Source organism: Devosia riboflavina (assembly GCF_000743575.1).
GTDB lineage: Bacteria > Pseudomonadota > Alphaproteobacteria > Rhizobiales > Devosiaceae > Devosia > Devosia riboflavina.
In genome coordinates this window covers 74,297-89,921 of record NZ_JQGC01000022.1, presented here as the reverse complement: position 1 = coordinate 89,921, position 15,625 = coordinate 74,297, and the positions used below count along the sequence as shown (strand labels likewise).

At 59.8% G+C, this 15,625-nt stretch carries 11 protein-coding genes; 3 read left to right on the top strand and 8 right to left on the bottom strand.

Features of this window, described 5'->3' with window-relative positions; genetic code table 11:
- Positions 1 to 60: 60 nt before the first annotated feature.
- From JP75_RS19425 to JP75_RS19390, 8 genes are all read right to left on the bottom strand, one after another.
- Positions 61 to 1,941 (bottom strand): ABC transporter substrate-binding protein, encoded by a 1,881-nt coding sequence (locus JP75_RS19425; RefSeq protein WP_035086178.1) that lies wholly within the window; start codon positions 1,939 to 1,941, stop codon positions 61 to 63.
- A 396-nt stretch (positions 1,942 to 2,337) separates the two neighbouring features.
- Positions 2,338 to 3,849, bottom strand: coding sequence for an arabinosylfuranosidase ArfA (gene arfA, locus JP75_RS19420; RefSeq protein ID WP_035086150.1), 1,512 nt, complete (start codon positions 3,847 to 3,849; stop codon positions 2,338 to 2,340).
- A gap of 206 nt (positions 3,850 to 4,055) precedes the next feature.
- The gene (locus JP75_RS19415; RefSeq protein ID WP_035086149.1) at positions 4,056 to 4,985 is read right to left on the bottom strand and encodes an ArsR/SmtB family transcription factor; all 930 of its coding nucleotides are present in this window, start codon (positions 4,983 to 4,985) and stop codon (positions 4,056 to 4,058) included.
- 249 nt (positions 4,986 to 5,234) lie between these two features.
- Entirely contained in the window at positions 5,235 to 6,290 is a 1,056-nt protein-coding gene (locus tag JP75_RS19410) for an ABC transporter ATP-binding protein (RefSeq protein ID WP_035086147.1), read from the bottom strand.
- A gap of 10 nt (positions 6,291 to 6,300) precedes the next feature.
- Positions 6,301 to 7,179, bottom strand: coding sequence for a carbohydrate ABC transporter permease (locus JP75_RS19405; protein WP_051960940.1), 879 nt, complete (start codon positions 7,177 to 7,179; stop codon positions 6,301 to 6,303).
- 30 nt (positions 7,180 to 7,209) lie between these two features.
- Positions 7,210 to 8,103 carry a carbohydrate ABC transporter permease gene (locus tag JP75_RS19400; protein WP_035086145.1) on the bottom strand — a complete coding sequence of 298 codons (894 nt, stop codon included), beginning with the start codon at positions 8,101 to 8,103 and terminating at the stop codon, positions 7,210 to 7,212.
- Between the two features lie 150 nt (positions 8,104 to 8,253).
- Positions 8,254 to 9,555: an ABC transporter substrate-binding protein gene (locus JP75_RS19395; RefSeq protein WP_035086144.1), complete on the bottom strand. Its 1,302-nt coding sequence runs from the start codon at positions 9,553 to 9,555 to the stop codon at positions 8,254 to 8,256.
- Between the two features lie 109 nt (positions 9,556 to 9,664).
- Entirely contained in the window at positions 9,665 to 11,335 is a 1,671-nt protein-coding gene (locus JP75_RS19390) for an MGH1-like glycoside hydrolase domain-containing protein (RefSeq protein ID WP_051960939.1), read from the bottom strand.
- A gap of 530 nt (positions 11,336 to 11,865) precedes the next feature.
- Between JP75_RS19390 and JP75_RS19385 the strand changes: the two genes are divergently transcribed.
- The 3 genes from JP75_RS19385 to JP75_RS19375 all read left to right on the top strand — a co-directional run bounded on the left by JP75_RS19385 (position 11,866) and on the right by JP75_RS19375 (position 15,590).
- Positions 11,866 to 12,858 (top strand): MDR family oxidoreductase, encoded by a 993-nt coding sequence (locus JP75_RS19385; protein ID WP_035086142.1) that lies wholly within the window; start codon positions 11,866 to 11,868, stop codon positions 12,856 to 12,858.
- 375 nt (positions 12,859 to 13,233) lie between these two features.
- On the top strand, positions 13,234 to 14,217 hold the full coding sequence (locus JP75_RS19380) for a LacI family DNA-binding transcriptional regulator (RefSeq protein ID WP_035086141.1): 984 nt from the start codon (positions 13,234 to 13,236) through the stop codon (positions 14,215 to 14,217).
- A gap of 98 nt (positions 14,218 to 14,315) precedes the next feature.
- Positions 14,316 to 15,590, top strand: a complete 1,275-nt coding sequence (locus JP75_RS19375) for an ABC transporter substrate-binding protein (protein ID WP_035086140.1) — start codon at positions 14,316 to 14,318, stop codon at positions 15,588 to 15,590.
- Positions 15,591 to 15,625 lie beyond the last annotated feature (35 nt).

Sequence of the window (15,625 nt, the reverse complement as noted above, 5' to 3'; positions counted from 1 at the left end):
CAGTCACCTGCGCTGCCCAGAACAGCCCGGCTTGCGCCGGACCGTCCGGGAGGACGCTGACTATGCCCCTGCGACCGGCGAGATCTGCGTGAAGATGTACCGACCGTTCGACCAGTTGGTCACAGGGTTCGCATAGTTGTTTTCCGCGTTCGGCCAGCCGGTCCAGAACTTGTTCGACTGGATGGAGAACACGTTGTAGGCCATGATCGGAATATTCGGCATTTCTTCGAGATGCAGCTTCACGAAGTCATGGCCGTATTCCACGCCCTTGGGATCGTTGAAGTCGATACCGCGGATCTTCTCGATGATCTCGTCGAGACGCGGATCCTTCCAGCGCATCCAGTTGCGGTCCGGCTGCGAAGCGCCCGGCTCGGCGACATAGGCCGAGTGATAACTGTCCATGAAGAACGACAGGTCGGGGTGACCGCCCCAGGTTTCCACGGCCCAGGCGATATTGCACTCGTAATTGCCCACGCGCTGGCGTCCCCAGGTGTCGGCGTCGACTTCGGCCTGCGCGCCGATACCGTTCTGGGCCCAGGTCTGGGCAATGATCACGCCGAGACGGTTGACCACGCCTTCCTGCGGCACCATCACCGAGAAGGTGAATGGCGTGCCGTCAGGCTGCATCCACTGGTTGCCGTTCTTGGTGAAGCCGGCCGCCGTCAGCAGTTCTTCCGCTGCCGGAATATTCTGCTTCCACCAGCCATAGCCAAAGGCGTTGCGGATCGCGGTTTCGTCCGTCGGCACGGCGTCGCCAAACTGCCCGCGAACCATGTCGGCAATCTGCACGCCGATCTGCGGATCGTAGGGCTTCACCTTGCTGGTGCCGGTGTCGATCTCGTAATTGGCAAGAAATTCCTGCAGCGGCGCATGGTAGTCGCGCGGATGCGTACCCGTCGGCGGCACCGAAATGGCCGAAAGCGTTGCCGCACCGCGATACGAAGCCATCGACATGGCGCGCGCATCGAGCATCAGCGCCAGAGCCCAGCGGACCCGCTTGTCCTGGAATTTCGGGTTCTGGTGGTTGAAGATCGCCATCACCAGCGTCGGATCGGGATGGGCATAGGGGAAGCCGGGGAACCAGCCCTGGATCTGCGGATCCTGCTGCACCACCGAGAATGTGCCTTCCGGCGTCAGGTCGTGCACCATGTCGAGATTGCCGTTGCGGATCTCGATCAGGCGGTTATCGGTCGAAATATTGTTGCGATAGATGACATATTTCGGCTTCGGCTCGGCAATCATGCCCATAGCCGTGCGCTGCCAGTCTTCGCGCTTCTGCCAGATGTACCAGGTGCCGTTCGGATCGAACGAGTGCAGGGTATACGGCCCGATGCTGACAGGCGGGTTCGCGTCGTAGCTGAGAATATCTTCCACGCCTTCATAGACATGCTTGGGCATGATCCAGGCGGCGGTCCAGCGCACCGAGAACAGCGCATGGAAGCGGGAATTGGGTTTGTTGAGCTTGAAGTGCACCGTGTACTTGTCCGGTGCGGTGACTTCGGCGACCTGGTTCGAGAAGGCGCCATTATAAGGCGTGCCGGGCGTCGCCGCCTGCTTCTGCACCGTGAACACCACGTCGTCGGCCGTAAATTCGACGCCGTCGCTCCAGAAAATGCCCTGCTTGAGCTTCACGGTCATTTCCGAGAAGTCTTCATTATACTGCCAGAGGTCGTCGGCGAGCGAATTGTAGACCGCGTTCTCGCTGGCGCCTTCGACGCCGGCATCGGGATCGATGAACCAGAGCGTATCCGTGGTCAACTGGTGCAACCCGTTGGACGTACCATTGCCCGCGCCCACGGCCCACAGGTTGAACCATGCCGGATTGCGGATGATCCCTTCGGGATTGTGCACGATCACCGTTTCGCTACGCGGGAACTGCGCCAGGTCGGGAGCCGTCCCCTCGGCTTCCTGGGCAAAGGCCAGGCCCTTGCCGGCAGCCATAAGGGCGCCGAGCGCCGTCGTTCCGATCAGGAAACTACGTCTATCCATTCTGTATCCTCCCATGGGCGAAATGCCTCCCGCATTCCGCATCGGCGCCCTCCAGCGCCGTCATAAGTCATACTTAACCAGGGGGTAGGGGATGTCAATCGCTTGTATGATACAAATCGGATAACATGATATAAAAAGGAAAGAGGCACACCGTCGCCGATGTGCCTCCATTTTCACCGTTGGGAGCCGGTGAATGCTAACAGTCTGCTAACCAAGTCAGGACGCAACTAGGCGCTCGGTGGCTCTCGTCCACCCACCCTCAATGTCGCGGCTCCTTCGTCTCCCTCCCCCTTGTGGGGAGGGATCAAGGGTGGGGGTGGCCACGAACGCGAAGTTCGCAGTTCAGCCCTACAGCTTCACCCGCACCATCTGATACGAATACGGCGGCAGCTTCACCGAGAGCTTCCCGCCCTCGACCTTGGCGTCTTCGCCCTTCTTCGGCTTCACTTCATCCTGATTCCTAGCCGTGTTGACGGCCTTCAAATCCGGATGCGTCATCACCTGATGATCGATCACAGTGCCGCCGGCAAAGCCCTGCAGGCTCACTTCCGTCTCGATGCTTTCGCTGGTGTGACGGTTGACGAGGAAGAAGCTCAGCGTGCCCTCTTCTTCATTGTGCACGCCCGAAACGTCGACATAAGCCGTGTCCTTAGCATGGGTCGTTTCATAGCCCGGCGAATTGGTAACGAGCTGCAACGCCGTGCCGCGACCAAACACCGAAGCGAAGAAATACGGGTAGTAGATCGTCTGTGCCCAGGCCGGGCCACCCTTCTCGGTCATGATCGGCGCAATGACATTCACGAGCTGGGCGATACAGGCGATCTTCACCACATCCGAGCGACGGATGAAGGTGTTGAGGATCAACCCCACCATCAGCACGTCTTCAAAGTTATAAATATCTTCGAGCAGACCCGGCGCGTGCGGCCAGCCGCCATTGCCATCGAGGATCTCGCGATCCTTCTTGTTCGAATGGTACCAGACGTTCCATTCGTCGAAGGAAATATAGACATCCTTCTTCGACTTGCGCTTGGCCTTCACCTGCTTGATCGTCGAGGCGACGGTCTCGATATAGGTGTCGAGCTTTTCGCTTAAGCCCAGATAGTTCGGCGTATTGTTATCGCGATTGGCGAAATACATGTGGAGCGAGATATGATCGACATGATCATAGGTGTGCTCCAAGACGATGCGTTCCCAATCGGGATAGCTCTGCATATCCGAGTTCGACGAACCGCAGACGATCAGTTCGAGGTTCTTGTCGAACATGCGCATGGCGCGCGCGGTGTTGGCTGCCAGCTTGCCATATTCATGCGCATCCTTGTGGCCGACCTGCCAGGGGCCGTCCATCTCGTTGCCGAGACACCACATTTTGACGTTCCACGGTTCCTTGCGACCATTCTTGATGCGCAGGTCGGACCAGTAGGAACCGCCGGGATGATTGACATATTCGAGGAAGTTGCGCGCCTCGTCGACGCCGCGCGAACCAAGGTTCACAGCCAGCATCATCTCGGTACCGACAGTGGCGCACCAGTCGGCAAATTCGTGCACGCCAACGGCATTGCTCTCGGACGTATGCCAGGCGAGATCGAGACGAACCGGGCGCTCTTCACGCGGTCCGACGCCATCTTCCCAGTTATAGGCGGAAACAAAGTTACCCCCGGGATAGCGCACCACGGGTACATTGAGGTCCTTTACGAGCTTGGCGACGTCGCCACGCATGCCATCCTTGTCGGCCGTCGGGTGGTCGGGCTCATAAATGCCTTCATAAATGGCGCGGCCGAGGTGCTCGAGAAATGCCCCATAGACACGATCATCAATTTTGGAGATCGTGTAATCCTTATTCGCTACGACAGACGCCTTCACCCTCGTCCTCCCATACAATCTGTTTTTCTGATTTGTATCAGTAAATCGGTTGTACAGGACGAAACACGCCCTGTGAAGCTGCCCCGCGCACTTTTGTATGATTTTTGGCTTTGGCGCTGGGAAGCGTAAAAGCGCTTCCCGAAGACCTCATGGTGAGGTGCGGAGCGTAGCGCAGCCTCGAACCACGAGGTCGGGCACTCCTGGTCCTACCGCGCCGTCTGCAGCCGCATAATAATATCCTGGTCATAGTTCCCAAAACCACGCCCAAAAATATTGATCCCGCCTGGATGCTTGGCATCCGGCTTCACCGCAATCCGCAACCGGATCGAGTGATGATTGCTGAGATCCAGATCCACCAGCGACACCGGCGAAATCTTCACCCCATCGACATAAGTGCCTTCCCCGGTCACCCGCCAGCTCTTGAGCTTGCCATATTGGCTGCCCTTGAGCTTCCACCAGTCCGGCGTATAGACCCCGCGCTTGTCGCCAAAATCTCCCGGCGATGTCCAGGTCCCGATCTCGGTACCATTGACCGATAGCGTAATATCGCTCGGCCAGTCTGCCGATGTCCCCGGCACTTCCGAACTCAATTCCAGCGCAAATTCAAGCACTTCAATAGTGTTCTGCGCCAATTTGGCATTGTTGGGAAACTGATATTCGATAAAGCCGCGCGTGAACCAGATGAGCCCCGCCTTCATGCGGTCGGGCTCCAAATAGGTCTCCGGCACGTCCAAGAGCCCGATAATCCCCTCGGTCGAACACAGCCCACACGGCGCCGAAACCTCGCAGCTCGTATAGAGCCCCAGCGGCATCGCCACCTCGATCGAGTTCGACTTGAGCGGGGTCATGTCCTCCTTGAACATGACCAGCACTTCGTCGAACGTCGAGTGGCAAATCTTCTGATTGCCCTTCCGCGCCTTCTGCGTCTCCGTCCGGATCAGCCCCGCAGTCTCAAGAATCTGGATATTGGTCGAAACGGTCGACTGCGGCAGGTCCAGCCTGTCGGCAATATCATTGCCATTCAGCGGCCCCTCCACATGCAGCAGTTTCAGGATGCGCACCCGGATCGGCGACGCCAACCCCTTCAGAACCTCGATATCCTCTTCGGGATCGACGACCAGAAAATTGCGGCTCATAGGGAATTAGGCTTTCAGATGATGGACAACAATTGTCTATCAAAAAACCTGAACCAATCAAGCGAGATGCAACAGTTTCGTCACAAAGGCCTGAAAACAGGGGATCTCTGGCCATCAGAAACTACGAAACACAACGCTGCAATTCCCAAAAACCACGGTGTCATTCCCGCGAAAGCGGGAACCCCTGTTTAGGCGCCGAAACGGAGATTCCCGCTTTCGCGGGAATGACACGGAGGTTGCTGGTGTTCTTCACCCCAACCTCAGCCCCATCCCATTGAAATAATGCGCCTCTTTGGAATTTATCCCCAGTGTGATGGAGTCGTGTATCTTGTATTGCGATTGCCCCGGTGCCTGCACCAGCAGCGTGTCGCCCGAATTGAGCCGAACATAGAGGAACACTTCGCTCCCGAGATATTCGACCAGCGTAATCGTCCCCGAAACAGTGAGATCGCCCGCGCCAATCACTACCTGTTCCGGCCGCACCCCAATGCTGATCTGGCCATCAGCCGAAATGCCGCCGGGCAGGTCCAGCATCCCGAGCCCCGCAATCTCGGCCCTGCCACCCGCCGCCGTCCCTGCCAGCACATTCATCTTCGGCGAGCCGATGAACGTCGCGACAAACAGGTTCGCCGGCGCATTATAGAGCTCATACGGCGTCCCGACCTGCTCGATCCGCCCCTTGTTGAGCACCACGATCCGCGTCGCCATCGTCATGGCCTCGACCTGATCATGCGTCACATAAATCATCGTCGTGCCCAAGCGATTGTAAAGGCTGGCCAATTCGACCCGCATCTGCACCCGCAATTCCGCATCGAGGTTCGACAGCGGCTCGTCGAACAGGAATAGTTGCGGCTCCCGCACGATCGCTCGACCAATGGCCACACGCTGCTTCTGCCCGCCCGAAAGCTGCCGCGGCTTGCGCTCCAGCAATTCTTCAATACGAAGAATCCGCGCCGCCTCGGCCACCCGCCGATCAATCTCGTCGCGTGGCATGCGCAGGTTCACGAGCCCAAAGGCCAGGTTCTTCCGCACGCTCATATGCGGATAGAGCGCATAGGATTGAAAGACCATGGAGAGGTTGCGCTGGCTCGCCGGCAGGTCGTTGACGATCCGGTCGCCAATGGCGATTGTCCCGTCCGTGATCTCCTCGAGCCCGGCAATCATCCGCAGCAGCGTCGATTTTCCGCAGCCCGAAGGCCCGACCAGCACGAGGAATTCCCCCGAATTGACGGCCAGGTCGATCCCATGGATCACCGCCACATTGCCATAGGCCTTGCGAACTTCTGAAAGGGTAACTGCAGCCATGGCAAAACTCCTACTTTAGCCCGCTCATGGCAATGCCGCGGATGATAAGTCTCTGGAAAATAACGAAAAACAGGATGATCGGCAGGATCGAGAGGATCGACATCGCGAACATCGGGCCATATTGGCTGACCCCGTCCGAACTGATGAAACTGCGCAGCGCCAGCGGCACCGTGTAGTCCTCCATGTCGTTGAGATAGACGAGCGGCCCCAGAAAATCTTCCCATGTCCAGATGAACGAGAAGATCGCCGCCGTCGCCATGGCCGGCAGGCTCAACGGCATGATGATAGCCCAATAGATCTTGAACGGCGAACACCCATCGATCATCGCCGCCTCATCCAGCTCGCGCGGCAATTGCCGGAAAAACTGGATCATCAGGAAGATGAAAAACGCATCCCCCGCCAAAAACCGCGGCACGATTAGCGGCAGATAGGTGTCTACCCAGCCAAGGTTCAAAAACAGCAGATATTGGGGAATGAGCACGACGTGATAAGGGATCATCAGCGTCATCATCATCAGCGCAAACCAGATGGTTTTCCCCGAAAACTCCAGCCGCGCAAAGGCATAGGCGGCAAACGAACACGAGATGACATTGCCGATCACCGACAGGACGGTGACAACGGTCGAATTCCAGAAAAACGTCGTAAAACTCACGGGCAGGGCGTTCCACCCGGCCCAATAATTCTGCCACTGGAACTCCCGCGGCCACAGCCCGAGATCGCCAAAGATCTGGTTATCGGGTTTGAGCGAACTCGCGAGCATCCAGAGCAGCGGATAGATCATGATCAGCGAGGTCACGATCAAAAACACATGTTTCAGTAGCGCCGCGCGCTTCGCCCGCTTGGCCTTCGCCTCACGATAGGCGCGGGCCACTTCGGCAGTGCTGAGCATAGCAGGGGTAATGGTCGCCTCAGTCATGGCTCAGCCCCTCTCGTTCTCGTAGTGGACCCAATATTTCGAGGTCCAGAAGGCGATCGCGGTGAAGAGGGCGATGATGAGCAGCAGCACCCAGGCCAGCGCCGAGGCGTAACCCATGCGGAGGAAGCTGAAGGCCTCGTTATAGAGATAGACGGTAAAGAACAGCAGGCTATCGAGCGGCGCCCCGGTTCCGCCGGAGATAATAAAAGCCCCCGAAAAGCTCTTGAACGCCTCGATCATCTGCAACACGAGATTGAAGAAAATCACTGGCGCCAGGAGCGGCACGGTAATGGCGAAAAACTTCCGCACCGGCCCCGCCGCATCGATCTCCGCCGCCTCATATAGCTCCTGCGGAATGGCCCGAAGCCCCGCCAAAAAGATCAGCATGGGCGAACCAAATTGCCAGATCGCTAGCACGATCAGCGTCCACAGCGAATATTTTGGGTCGCTCAGCCAATAGGGCCCATCCCCGCCAAAGAGCCGCAGGATCGAATTGATCACCCCGTCATAGTTGAAGAGCTGCCGCCAAAGGATCGCGACCGCAATCGACCCGCCGAGGATCGACGGCAGATAAAACAGCGCCCGATACCACCCAATCGCCCGAATACCCTTGTCCAGCGCCATGGCCACACCCAGCGCGAAGATCAGTTTCAGCGGCACCGAAATGACGACGAAACTGAACGTCACCTGCAGCGCTTTCCAAAAACGCTGATCCATCTGGAACATATAAAAATAGTTGTCCAAGCCGATCCACTGCGGCGGCCGGACCACATTGTATTTGGTGAAGCTGAGATAGAGCGAAGCCAGGATCGGCCCGATAGCGAGCAGGAAAAACCCGATCAGCCAGGGCGATAAGAAGGCATAGCCGGCGAAATTGCGTCTGAAAAACCTAAGCATTCGCTCCAAGTCTCCTCCCCCACTGTGTCATCCCCGCGAAAGCGGGGACCTCCGTTTCAAACAGGGGTTCCCGCTTTCGCGGGAATGACACCGAGGACTAAAAAACACCCGCCGCCCTCCAGGGAAAGGGCGGCGGGCAGGGTCAGGCTTTTAGGCGCGAGCCAGGATCGCCTTGGCCTGATTGAGGAAGTCAGTCGCAACCTCTGGGATCGAACGTTCCCCAAGCAGCACCGACACAGCAAGACGCTCGAACGTCTGCTCCACTTCTGCCGAACCGCTCGGCGGCGGCGCGGTCAGCGGGGCCGTCTTGCCCTGGATCCGGTCGAAGAATTCCACCGACACCTTTTCGGCCGGCGACAGGTTCGGCTCCAGCGCCGCACGCACTTCCGAGTTGGACGGAATGCCGCGCTCAAGCCCCAGCACGGCTGTCATATCGAGATCATTGACGAAGGCGCTCATATAGGCCGTCGCCGCTTCCGGATTGCCGCTGTCGCGCGTCAGGCAGACGAACTGGCTCGGCTGGATCACCGAACCCGGGATCATTGCCGGAGTATTGGGATAGACCGCCGCGCCCAGCACATCCTGCATCAACCCCTGCACACCAACCAACTGGTTGCTCCAGAGATAGGACATTGCCGATTTGCCGGTCACAACACCAAGCTGGCTCAGTTCCGCAACCCCGGCCAGCGCCGCCGATTCCGGTCCCGGAGGCGTGCCACCCGCATCGCGAATCCCAGCCCAGGTGCTCCAATATTCCTCGACGATTTCCTGCGTCGGACCATAGGAGCCGTCCTCATTGTAGAGATTGGCGCCCTTCTGCACGGTGAAGTCCGAAAAATTCTGGTAGTCCGCCGTATTGTCGTCCGTGCCGGCAACCCCGGTCGCTTCCTTGATCGCAGCCGCGAACTCTTTCAGCTCGTCATAGGTATAGGCAAAGGGATCGAACGTCTCGCCCGGCTTCACGCCCGCTTCTTCAAAGAGCCGCGTATTGAACACCGCCATATGCGAATTCGCGCCGATCGAGAGCGCATAAAATTTCCCGCCCACCGTACCGGCATCGATGGCGCTCTGGTCCATCTTCGAAATATCGAGGCTTTTCCCGACATAATCATCAAGCGGCACCACGGCGCCATTGGCGATATATTCGAACAGTACGCCATAACCCTGCTGGATCACATCCGGCATATTGCCGCCGGCAATCTGCGTCGTCAGCTTGGTGAAATAGTCGGCAAAGCCGAGCGTTTCCCCTGAAACCACCACGCCCGGCGTTTTGCCATTGTAGATGTCGATGACGGCAAAGGTGCGCTTGTCGCGCTCCGGATTGCCCCACCAGAAGTGGCGCACGGCGGTGTCCTGCGCAAAGGCCGGCCGGCCAAAGGCGGACATGACGGCGACAGAGCCGGCAAAGCCGGCCGAGGTGTGCAGGAACTGCCTGCGGTTGAATTTGCTCATGGTTTCCTCCCGATATGAGCTACGTACGTCAGAACTGGATGCGTTTAGTTGTCTTGTGCATTCCGGCCGATGTGATCTCGCGCTGCTGCTCTTGGTGCAAAACCTCCGATCAATAAGTGGGATGGGTTAGCCGCGAGGGGCTTTGTTGCACGAAGGCGCCGCGCTCCAGCGCGAGCACCTCATTGGGGCCGATAGCGAAGTCGAACCCCGCGCCATCTATCTCGAGCGTCCCTTTGATCGTCGCCACGCTCATCCCGATCAGCGCCTCGATCTTGCCGCCACGGTCGGTGACAACCCGCACACCCCTGGGCGCCGAAAACAGCGGCACCCCATCGCGAAAAACACGAAGAGTCACCCCGTCATTGACCATCTCGAACAGCCGCCCATCCACCCGCCGTGCATAGGCGGTGGCATGAGAGGCATCGCGATGTTCGATCTGATAGGGCACGAGCCCGGTAAACCACAGCGTCCCGTCCGGCCGCGGCAAAATCCCCGTCAGCCGCTCGATGAAATCGAGTAGGCACAGGATGCTGGGCGAATAGACCTCGGTAAAACCCATCGCCCCATTGAACGGATTGATCGTCTGCGCAAAGCGCTCGCCCCGGAACAGCGCCGACAAGATCGGCTGCATCATCCAGGTCAGCTCCACATGTCGCCCATGATGCTCAAAAGCATGCGCCGCCCGGATCAGCGTCAGGAAATTGGTCGGCCCGCACCAGCTATTATAGTCAAACGCCGGATCGAACCGCGGATCGTCCAAGGCGATCGACGTAAACGGATATTTCGCAAAAAACTTTCGCGTATTGAGCAGATACCGGCTCAGCGCCTCGGCGAAAAACTCCTCGTCCCCCACCTCGCAGGCCAGCACCCGCAGCAGCACATCCGATTGCACGCTGACAAACTGGCCATTGCGGTCGAGGTCGTAGAAGAACCCGTCATCGGGATCGAAACACTGCTCGAACAGCGCCGTCCGGCTTGCCTCCGCCTTGTCGCGCCAGGCTGCACCATCCTCGCCCAGCTCCTCGGCCATCAGCGCCAGATAATCCCGCTGGCAGGCGACATTCGCCGTCAGGTCGGGCGCAATGAACGGCAGCACCGGATTATCCGCCCGATAGCGCTTGGGATCATTCCCCTCCGGCGAATCCGGCACATGCCAGAACCGCGCCGAAAGATCGTGCCCGGTATCGAAGGCACAAAACGCCTCGACGGCCCCGGTCCCCCGCGTGTCGCGCCAGCGCGCCAGCCAGGCATCGTTCCGCCCCATGGCGACATAGAGTTTCCGCAGATAATCCCGGTCGCGCCCATTGAGCAAAAAATGGTTCCAGACCGACCGCGCCAGCGGCGTCACCGTCTGGATCTGCGAGAAGACCGGCCCCGTCTGCGTCAGCTTATAGGGAAACAGCCCATCCTCGCGCTGGTGCCGCGCAAATCCGGCAAATGTGTCTCCAGCCACTTTGGGAATAAACCGCGACAGCAGCTCGGCATTGATGGTGCCCGTGCTTTCCAGCCAGCAGCCATAGTAGATACCACCCTCATTGAGGATAGCCGCGTCCCCCGCCGTCGGCTTGATGCAGGAAATCAGCTCCCGCACCGCATCGCCAAAGCGCTGCTCCATCGCGGGCGAGCTCGCCACAAAGGCCACGCCGGAAGCAACAAATTCATCGAGCGCCGCCTGGCCATATGCACTGTCGACCGGCACGGAAACCCTGGCCGCGCGCAGCCGCGCAAGCAGCGCTTCCGCCACCGACACTCCTCCGCTGACGCCAAGCGCCTCGGCCATCGCCAAAATCCTCCCCGCCGCGAAAATGGCGGCAAAACCCGTCCCGGTATGCCGGGATCGAAACGGGGTCGAAGCTGGGGGAGAAAGAAAGCCCGCCAACCGCGACCGCACGGTTGAGTACCTGACGGGGTCTCCAGAAGGCCGATACGAGCATCTGTCCGTGTTTGTTTCGGTCAGACAGAAGACGTACCGCGTAGCGCGCGCTTGACCACATACCCTGGCTGGGCCCATGGGCCCATGACGCGTCTCCGGCCGATCCTGGGGGATTGATCCCGCCTAGATGCCGATACTGTGCCGACGAGGGGCGCATTCTGTCAACTCGATTTCGCTCGGCTCCCGCAGTTTGTCGATTTTGGTATTTAATATCAATGGCCTAGGTAGTTACCTCTTCCATACAAGAGGCGGCGCAGCCTTTTGACTTCGATCGGCAACGCGCTAGATTGAGCCCAACTGGATATTGCCGGGATACACAGAACCCTCCCTTCCATCACAGTGTCATTGGGGATGGATTGGCCTCAGGAGACAGACCCATGAGCTTTCGCGCCCTTGTCACGCAAAAGGCCGAGGACGGCAGCGTCGCCAATGCCGTGGAGACGCTCGACGATTCCCGCCTGCCAGAAGGCAATGTCACCGTCGACATCGATTGGGCCGATCTCAACTACAAGGATGGTCTCTGCCTGACGGGGCAGGGCGGTCTCGTCCGCACCTTTCCCCATGTCGCCGGCATCGATTTTGCCGGCACGGTTCGCGATAGCTCCGATGGCCGCTACCGCGCCGGCGATCCCGTCGTGCTCACCGGCTGGCGCGTCGGCGAAACCCATTGGGGCGGCTTTTCCGAACGCGCCCGCGTCAATGGCGATTGGCTCGTCCCCCTGCCAAAAGGCCTCACCACCCGCGATACCATGGTCGTCGGCACCGCCGGTCTCACCGCCATGCTCGCCATCATCCGCCTGGAATCTGAAGGCCTCACCCCGTCATCGGGCGAGGTCCTCGTCACCGGCGCTTCGGGCGGCGTCGGCTCCATCGCCATCGCGCTCCTCGCGCGCCTTGGCTACTCTGGTGTGGCCCTCTCTGGTCGCCCCGAAAACTCGGCCGCGCTCACCGCCCTCGGCGCCGCCCGCATCCTCGATCGCGCCGAATTTCTGGCCGATGCCGATAAACCGCTCGAGCCGGCCCGCTGGGCCGGCGTCATCGATTGCGTTGGCGGCAATGTGCTCGGCAAAGTGCTGAAACAGGTCAAATATGGCGGCTCCGTCGCCGCCCTCGGCAATACCGCCGGCATTGCCCTCAACACCAATGTGCTGCCTTTCCTGCTGCGCGGCGTAAACCTCCTCGGCATAGACAGCGTCATGCAGCCCTATGAAAAGCGCATCGCCGCCTGGCAGCGCGTCGCCGAACTTTTCGATATCAGCGCCTATGGCGCGCTGGTGGAAGAAGTCGGCCTCGAAGCCCTCCCAGAGGCGGCAAACCGCATCCTCAAGGGCGAAGTACGGGGCAGGGTGCTGGTGCGCCCGCGGGAGTAACCCGTCTCGAACCAAATCCACCCGCCATCGTCACCACCGGGCCTGTCCCGGTGGTCCATGCCGCCCCGGACGGGATTGCCGGGACGGGCCGGCAATCCCCAGCTAAATGTAGTGCTTGCGTTGAGCATGTCCTCCCACCCACCACCGTGCTGCCCTCGGGCTTGACCCGAGGGCCACGCTTCACAGGCATAACCGCCGTGGCTCCTGCACCGGCCCTCGGGCTTGACCCGAGGGCAGCATCGCGTAGATGAAATCTCCACAGATGAACCTAACGGGCGAAGCGAACAGTCCCGCCGACGACGCGGCCATGCTCACATTCGTCGTCGCGAACATCCCGTTGACCGCCAGCCTTTTGCGGCTGTAGCTTCCGCCCTCATGGTCACTCTCAAGGAAATCGCAGCGGCAGTAGGCGTTTCAAGCGCCACGGTATCGCGCGTGCTCAACTACGACACGACGCTGTCGATCTCCAACCGCAAGCGACAGGCCATCATCGAGACGGCCGAAAAGCTCAATTATGCGACGCCGCGCAATCGCAATCGCGCCAATGTTCAGGGGCTCACCAAGCTCGCTCTGGTGCATTTCCTGCGCCCCGAACAGGAGCTGGTCGATCCCTATTACGTCGCCCTGCGCCTCGGCATCGAAAGTCGCTGCGCCGCGCTCAAGATCGAAACGGTAAAAGTTTACCACACCGACGCCAAGCCCGATGCCGGCATGCTGCAAAGCGCCTCCGGGGTCATCGCCATCGGTCGTCACGACGAGGACGAGATCGAATGGCTCCAGCGCCACGCCAAACAGCTCGTCTTTGCCGATCACGCGCCCCCCGACGACCAGATCGATTCCGTCCAGGCCGACCTGCGCCTCGCCATGGAAAAGCTGCTGCAATCCCTCGCCAATCTGGGCTATCGGCGCATTGCCTATATCGGCTGGGGCGATCGCCGCGCCCAGGCTTTCGTGCAGTGGATGACCAAGGCCGGCTGGTTCGACGACCGCATGTTCCGCTCCGGCGACAATACCGAGCAGGGCGGCTATCGCCTGACCAAAGAAATTTTCAGTGAAAAGCGCCCGCCCGACGCCATCATCACCTTCAACGATTCCATGGCGATCGGCGCCTATCGCGCCATTCACGAAATGGGCCTCACCATTCCCGGCGATGTCGGCGTCGCCAGCTTCAACGACATTTCCGTCGCCCAATTCCTCAATCCACCCCTCACCACCGTGCATCTTCCGGCGGAAGAAATCGGCGAAGGGGCGGTGGAATTGCTGCTTGAACGCGTCGGCGGCCGTGAACTCGCCAAGCAGATCACCCTGGCGTCCAAACTCGTTTGGCGTGGCAGTACCCGCCAACCCCCTGAAAAATAACGCAGTAAAAATTTACTGAAATTATTGCGCGCCGCGATTTATGCGGTTAAGGTTCTGCTTACGGGTGAAGAGGAAACACCCGCTAGGGAGGAATTGCAATGACCCGTTTGTCCACGGGCTGGAAGCGCGCGGCCGCCGTCGCGCTGGCCAGCGTCAGCATGTTCAGCGTCACCGCCGCTTCGGCCGTCGAAATCACCGTCTGGTGCTGGGACCCCAACTTCAATGGCGCCACCATGAAGGAAGCAGCCGACCGCTATGCCGCGCTGCATCCGGATGTGACCGTCAATATCGTCGATTTCGCCAAGGCCGATCTTGAAACCAAGCTCCAGGCCCAGCTCGCTTCGGGCACCACCGATGGTCTGCCCGATATCGTCCTGATCGAAGACTACGGCGCCCAGAAGTACCTGCAGTCGTTCCCGGGCGCCTTCGAGCCGCTCAACAGCGCCGTCGATTACTCGGGCTTCGCGCCCTACAAGGTCGAACTCGCCACCGTCAACGGCCAGACTTATTCGCTGCCCTTCGACTCCGGCGTCACCGGCTATTTCTACCGCTCCGATCTCCTGGGCGAGGCCGGCTACACCGCCGCCGATCTCGAAAACATCACCTGGGACAAGCTGATCGAAATCGGCACCGACGTGAAGGAAAAGACCGGCGGCATCCTGCTGCCGATCGATCCCAACGATGCCGGCTGGCTCCGCATCATGATGCAGTCCGCAGGCTCCTGGTACTTCAATCCCGATGGCAGCGTGCATATCGCTGACAACCCGGTCCTCAAGGCCTCCATGGAGACCTATCAGCGCCTGATGGCTGCCGGCATTTCCAAGCCCGTCTCGGGCTGGACCGAATATACCGGTTCGTTCACCTCGGGCGACACGCTCTCGACCTTCACCGGCGTGTGGATGGTCGGCACGATCAAGGCGAACGCCGATCAGTCCGGCAAGTGGGCCATTGCCCCCATCCCGGCTCTCGATGGCGTCGAAGGCGCGACCAACGCCTCCAACCTCGGCGGCTCGAGCTGGTACGTGCTCTCCTCCTCGGCCGAAAAGGCCGAAGCCGTCGATTTCCTCGCCGAAATTTGGGGCAAGGACGTCGATTTCTACCAGAAGATTCTCGTCAACCAGGGCGCTCTCGGTTCGCTCCTCGCTGCCCGCGAAGGCGAAGCCTACAAGGCCAGCGACGATTTCTTCAGCGGCACCCCCGTCTGGCAGAACTTCTCCGATTGGCTCGGCAAGATCCCGGCTGTGAACTACGGCGTCTTCACCAACGAAGCCGACGCTGCCGTCGCCGCCCAGATCCCGAACATCACCTCGGGTGGCAATATCGACGAGATCATCGCCGCCATCGACTCCCAGGTCCGCCAGCAGGTCCAGTAAAACCGTCATGTCGGGTCCGCGCCTGAGGTGCGGAC

Coding starts and splice junctions, on each gene's coding strand:
- JP75_RS19375 (WP_035086140.1), top strand. CDS start 14,316: ATGACCCGTTTGTCCACGGGCTGGAAGCGCGCGGCCGCCGTCGCGCTG.
- JP75_RS19400 (WP_035086145.1), bottom strand. CDS start 8,103: ATGCTTAGGTTTTTCAGACGCAATTTCGCCGGCTATGCCTTCTTATCG.
- JP75_RS19385 (WP_035086142.1), top strand. CDS start 11,866: ATGAGCTTTCGCGCCCTTGTCACGCAAAAGGCCGAGGACGGCAGCGTC.
- JP75_RS19395 (WP_035086144.1), bottom strand. CDS start 9,555: ATGAGCAAATTCAACCGCAGGCAGTTCCTGCACACCTCGGCCGGCTTT.
- JP75_RS19425 (WP_035086178.1), bottom strand. CDS start 1,941: ATGGCTGCCGGCAAGGGCCTGGCCTTTGCCCAGGAAGCCGAGGGGACG.
- JP75_RS19380 (WP_035086141.1), top strand. CDS start 13,234: ATGGTCACTCTCAAGGAAATCGCAGCGGCAGTAGGCGTTTCAAGCGCC.
- JP75_RS19410 (WP_035086147.1), bottom strand. CDS start 6,290: ATGGCTGCAGTTACCCTTTCAGAAGTTCGCAAGGCCTATGGCAATGTG.
- JP75_RS19415 (WP_035086149.1), bottom strand. CDS start 4,985: ATGAGCCGCAATTTTCTGGTCGTCGATCCCGAAGAGGATATCGAGGTT.
- JP75_RS19405 (WP_051960940.1), bottom strand. CDS start 7,179: ATGCTCAGCACTGCCGAAGTGGCCCGCGCCTATCGTGAGGCGAAGGCC.
- JP75_RS19390 (WP_051960939.1), bottom strand. CDS start 11,335: ATGGCCGAGGCGCTTGGCGTCAGCGGAGGAGTGTCGGTGGCGGAAGCG.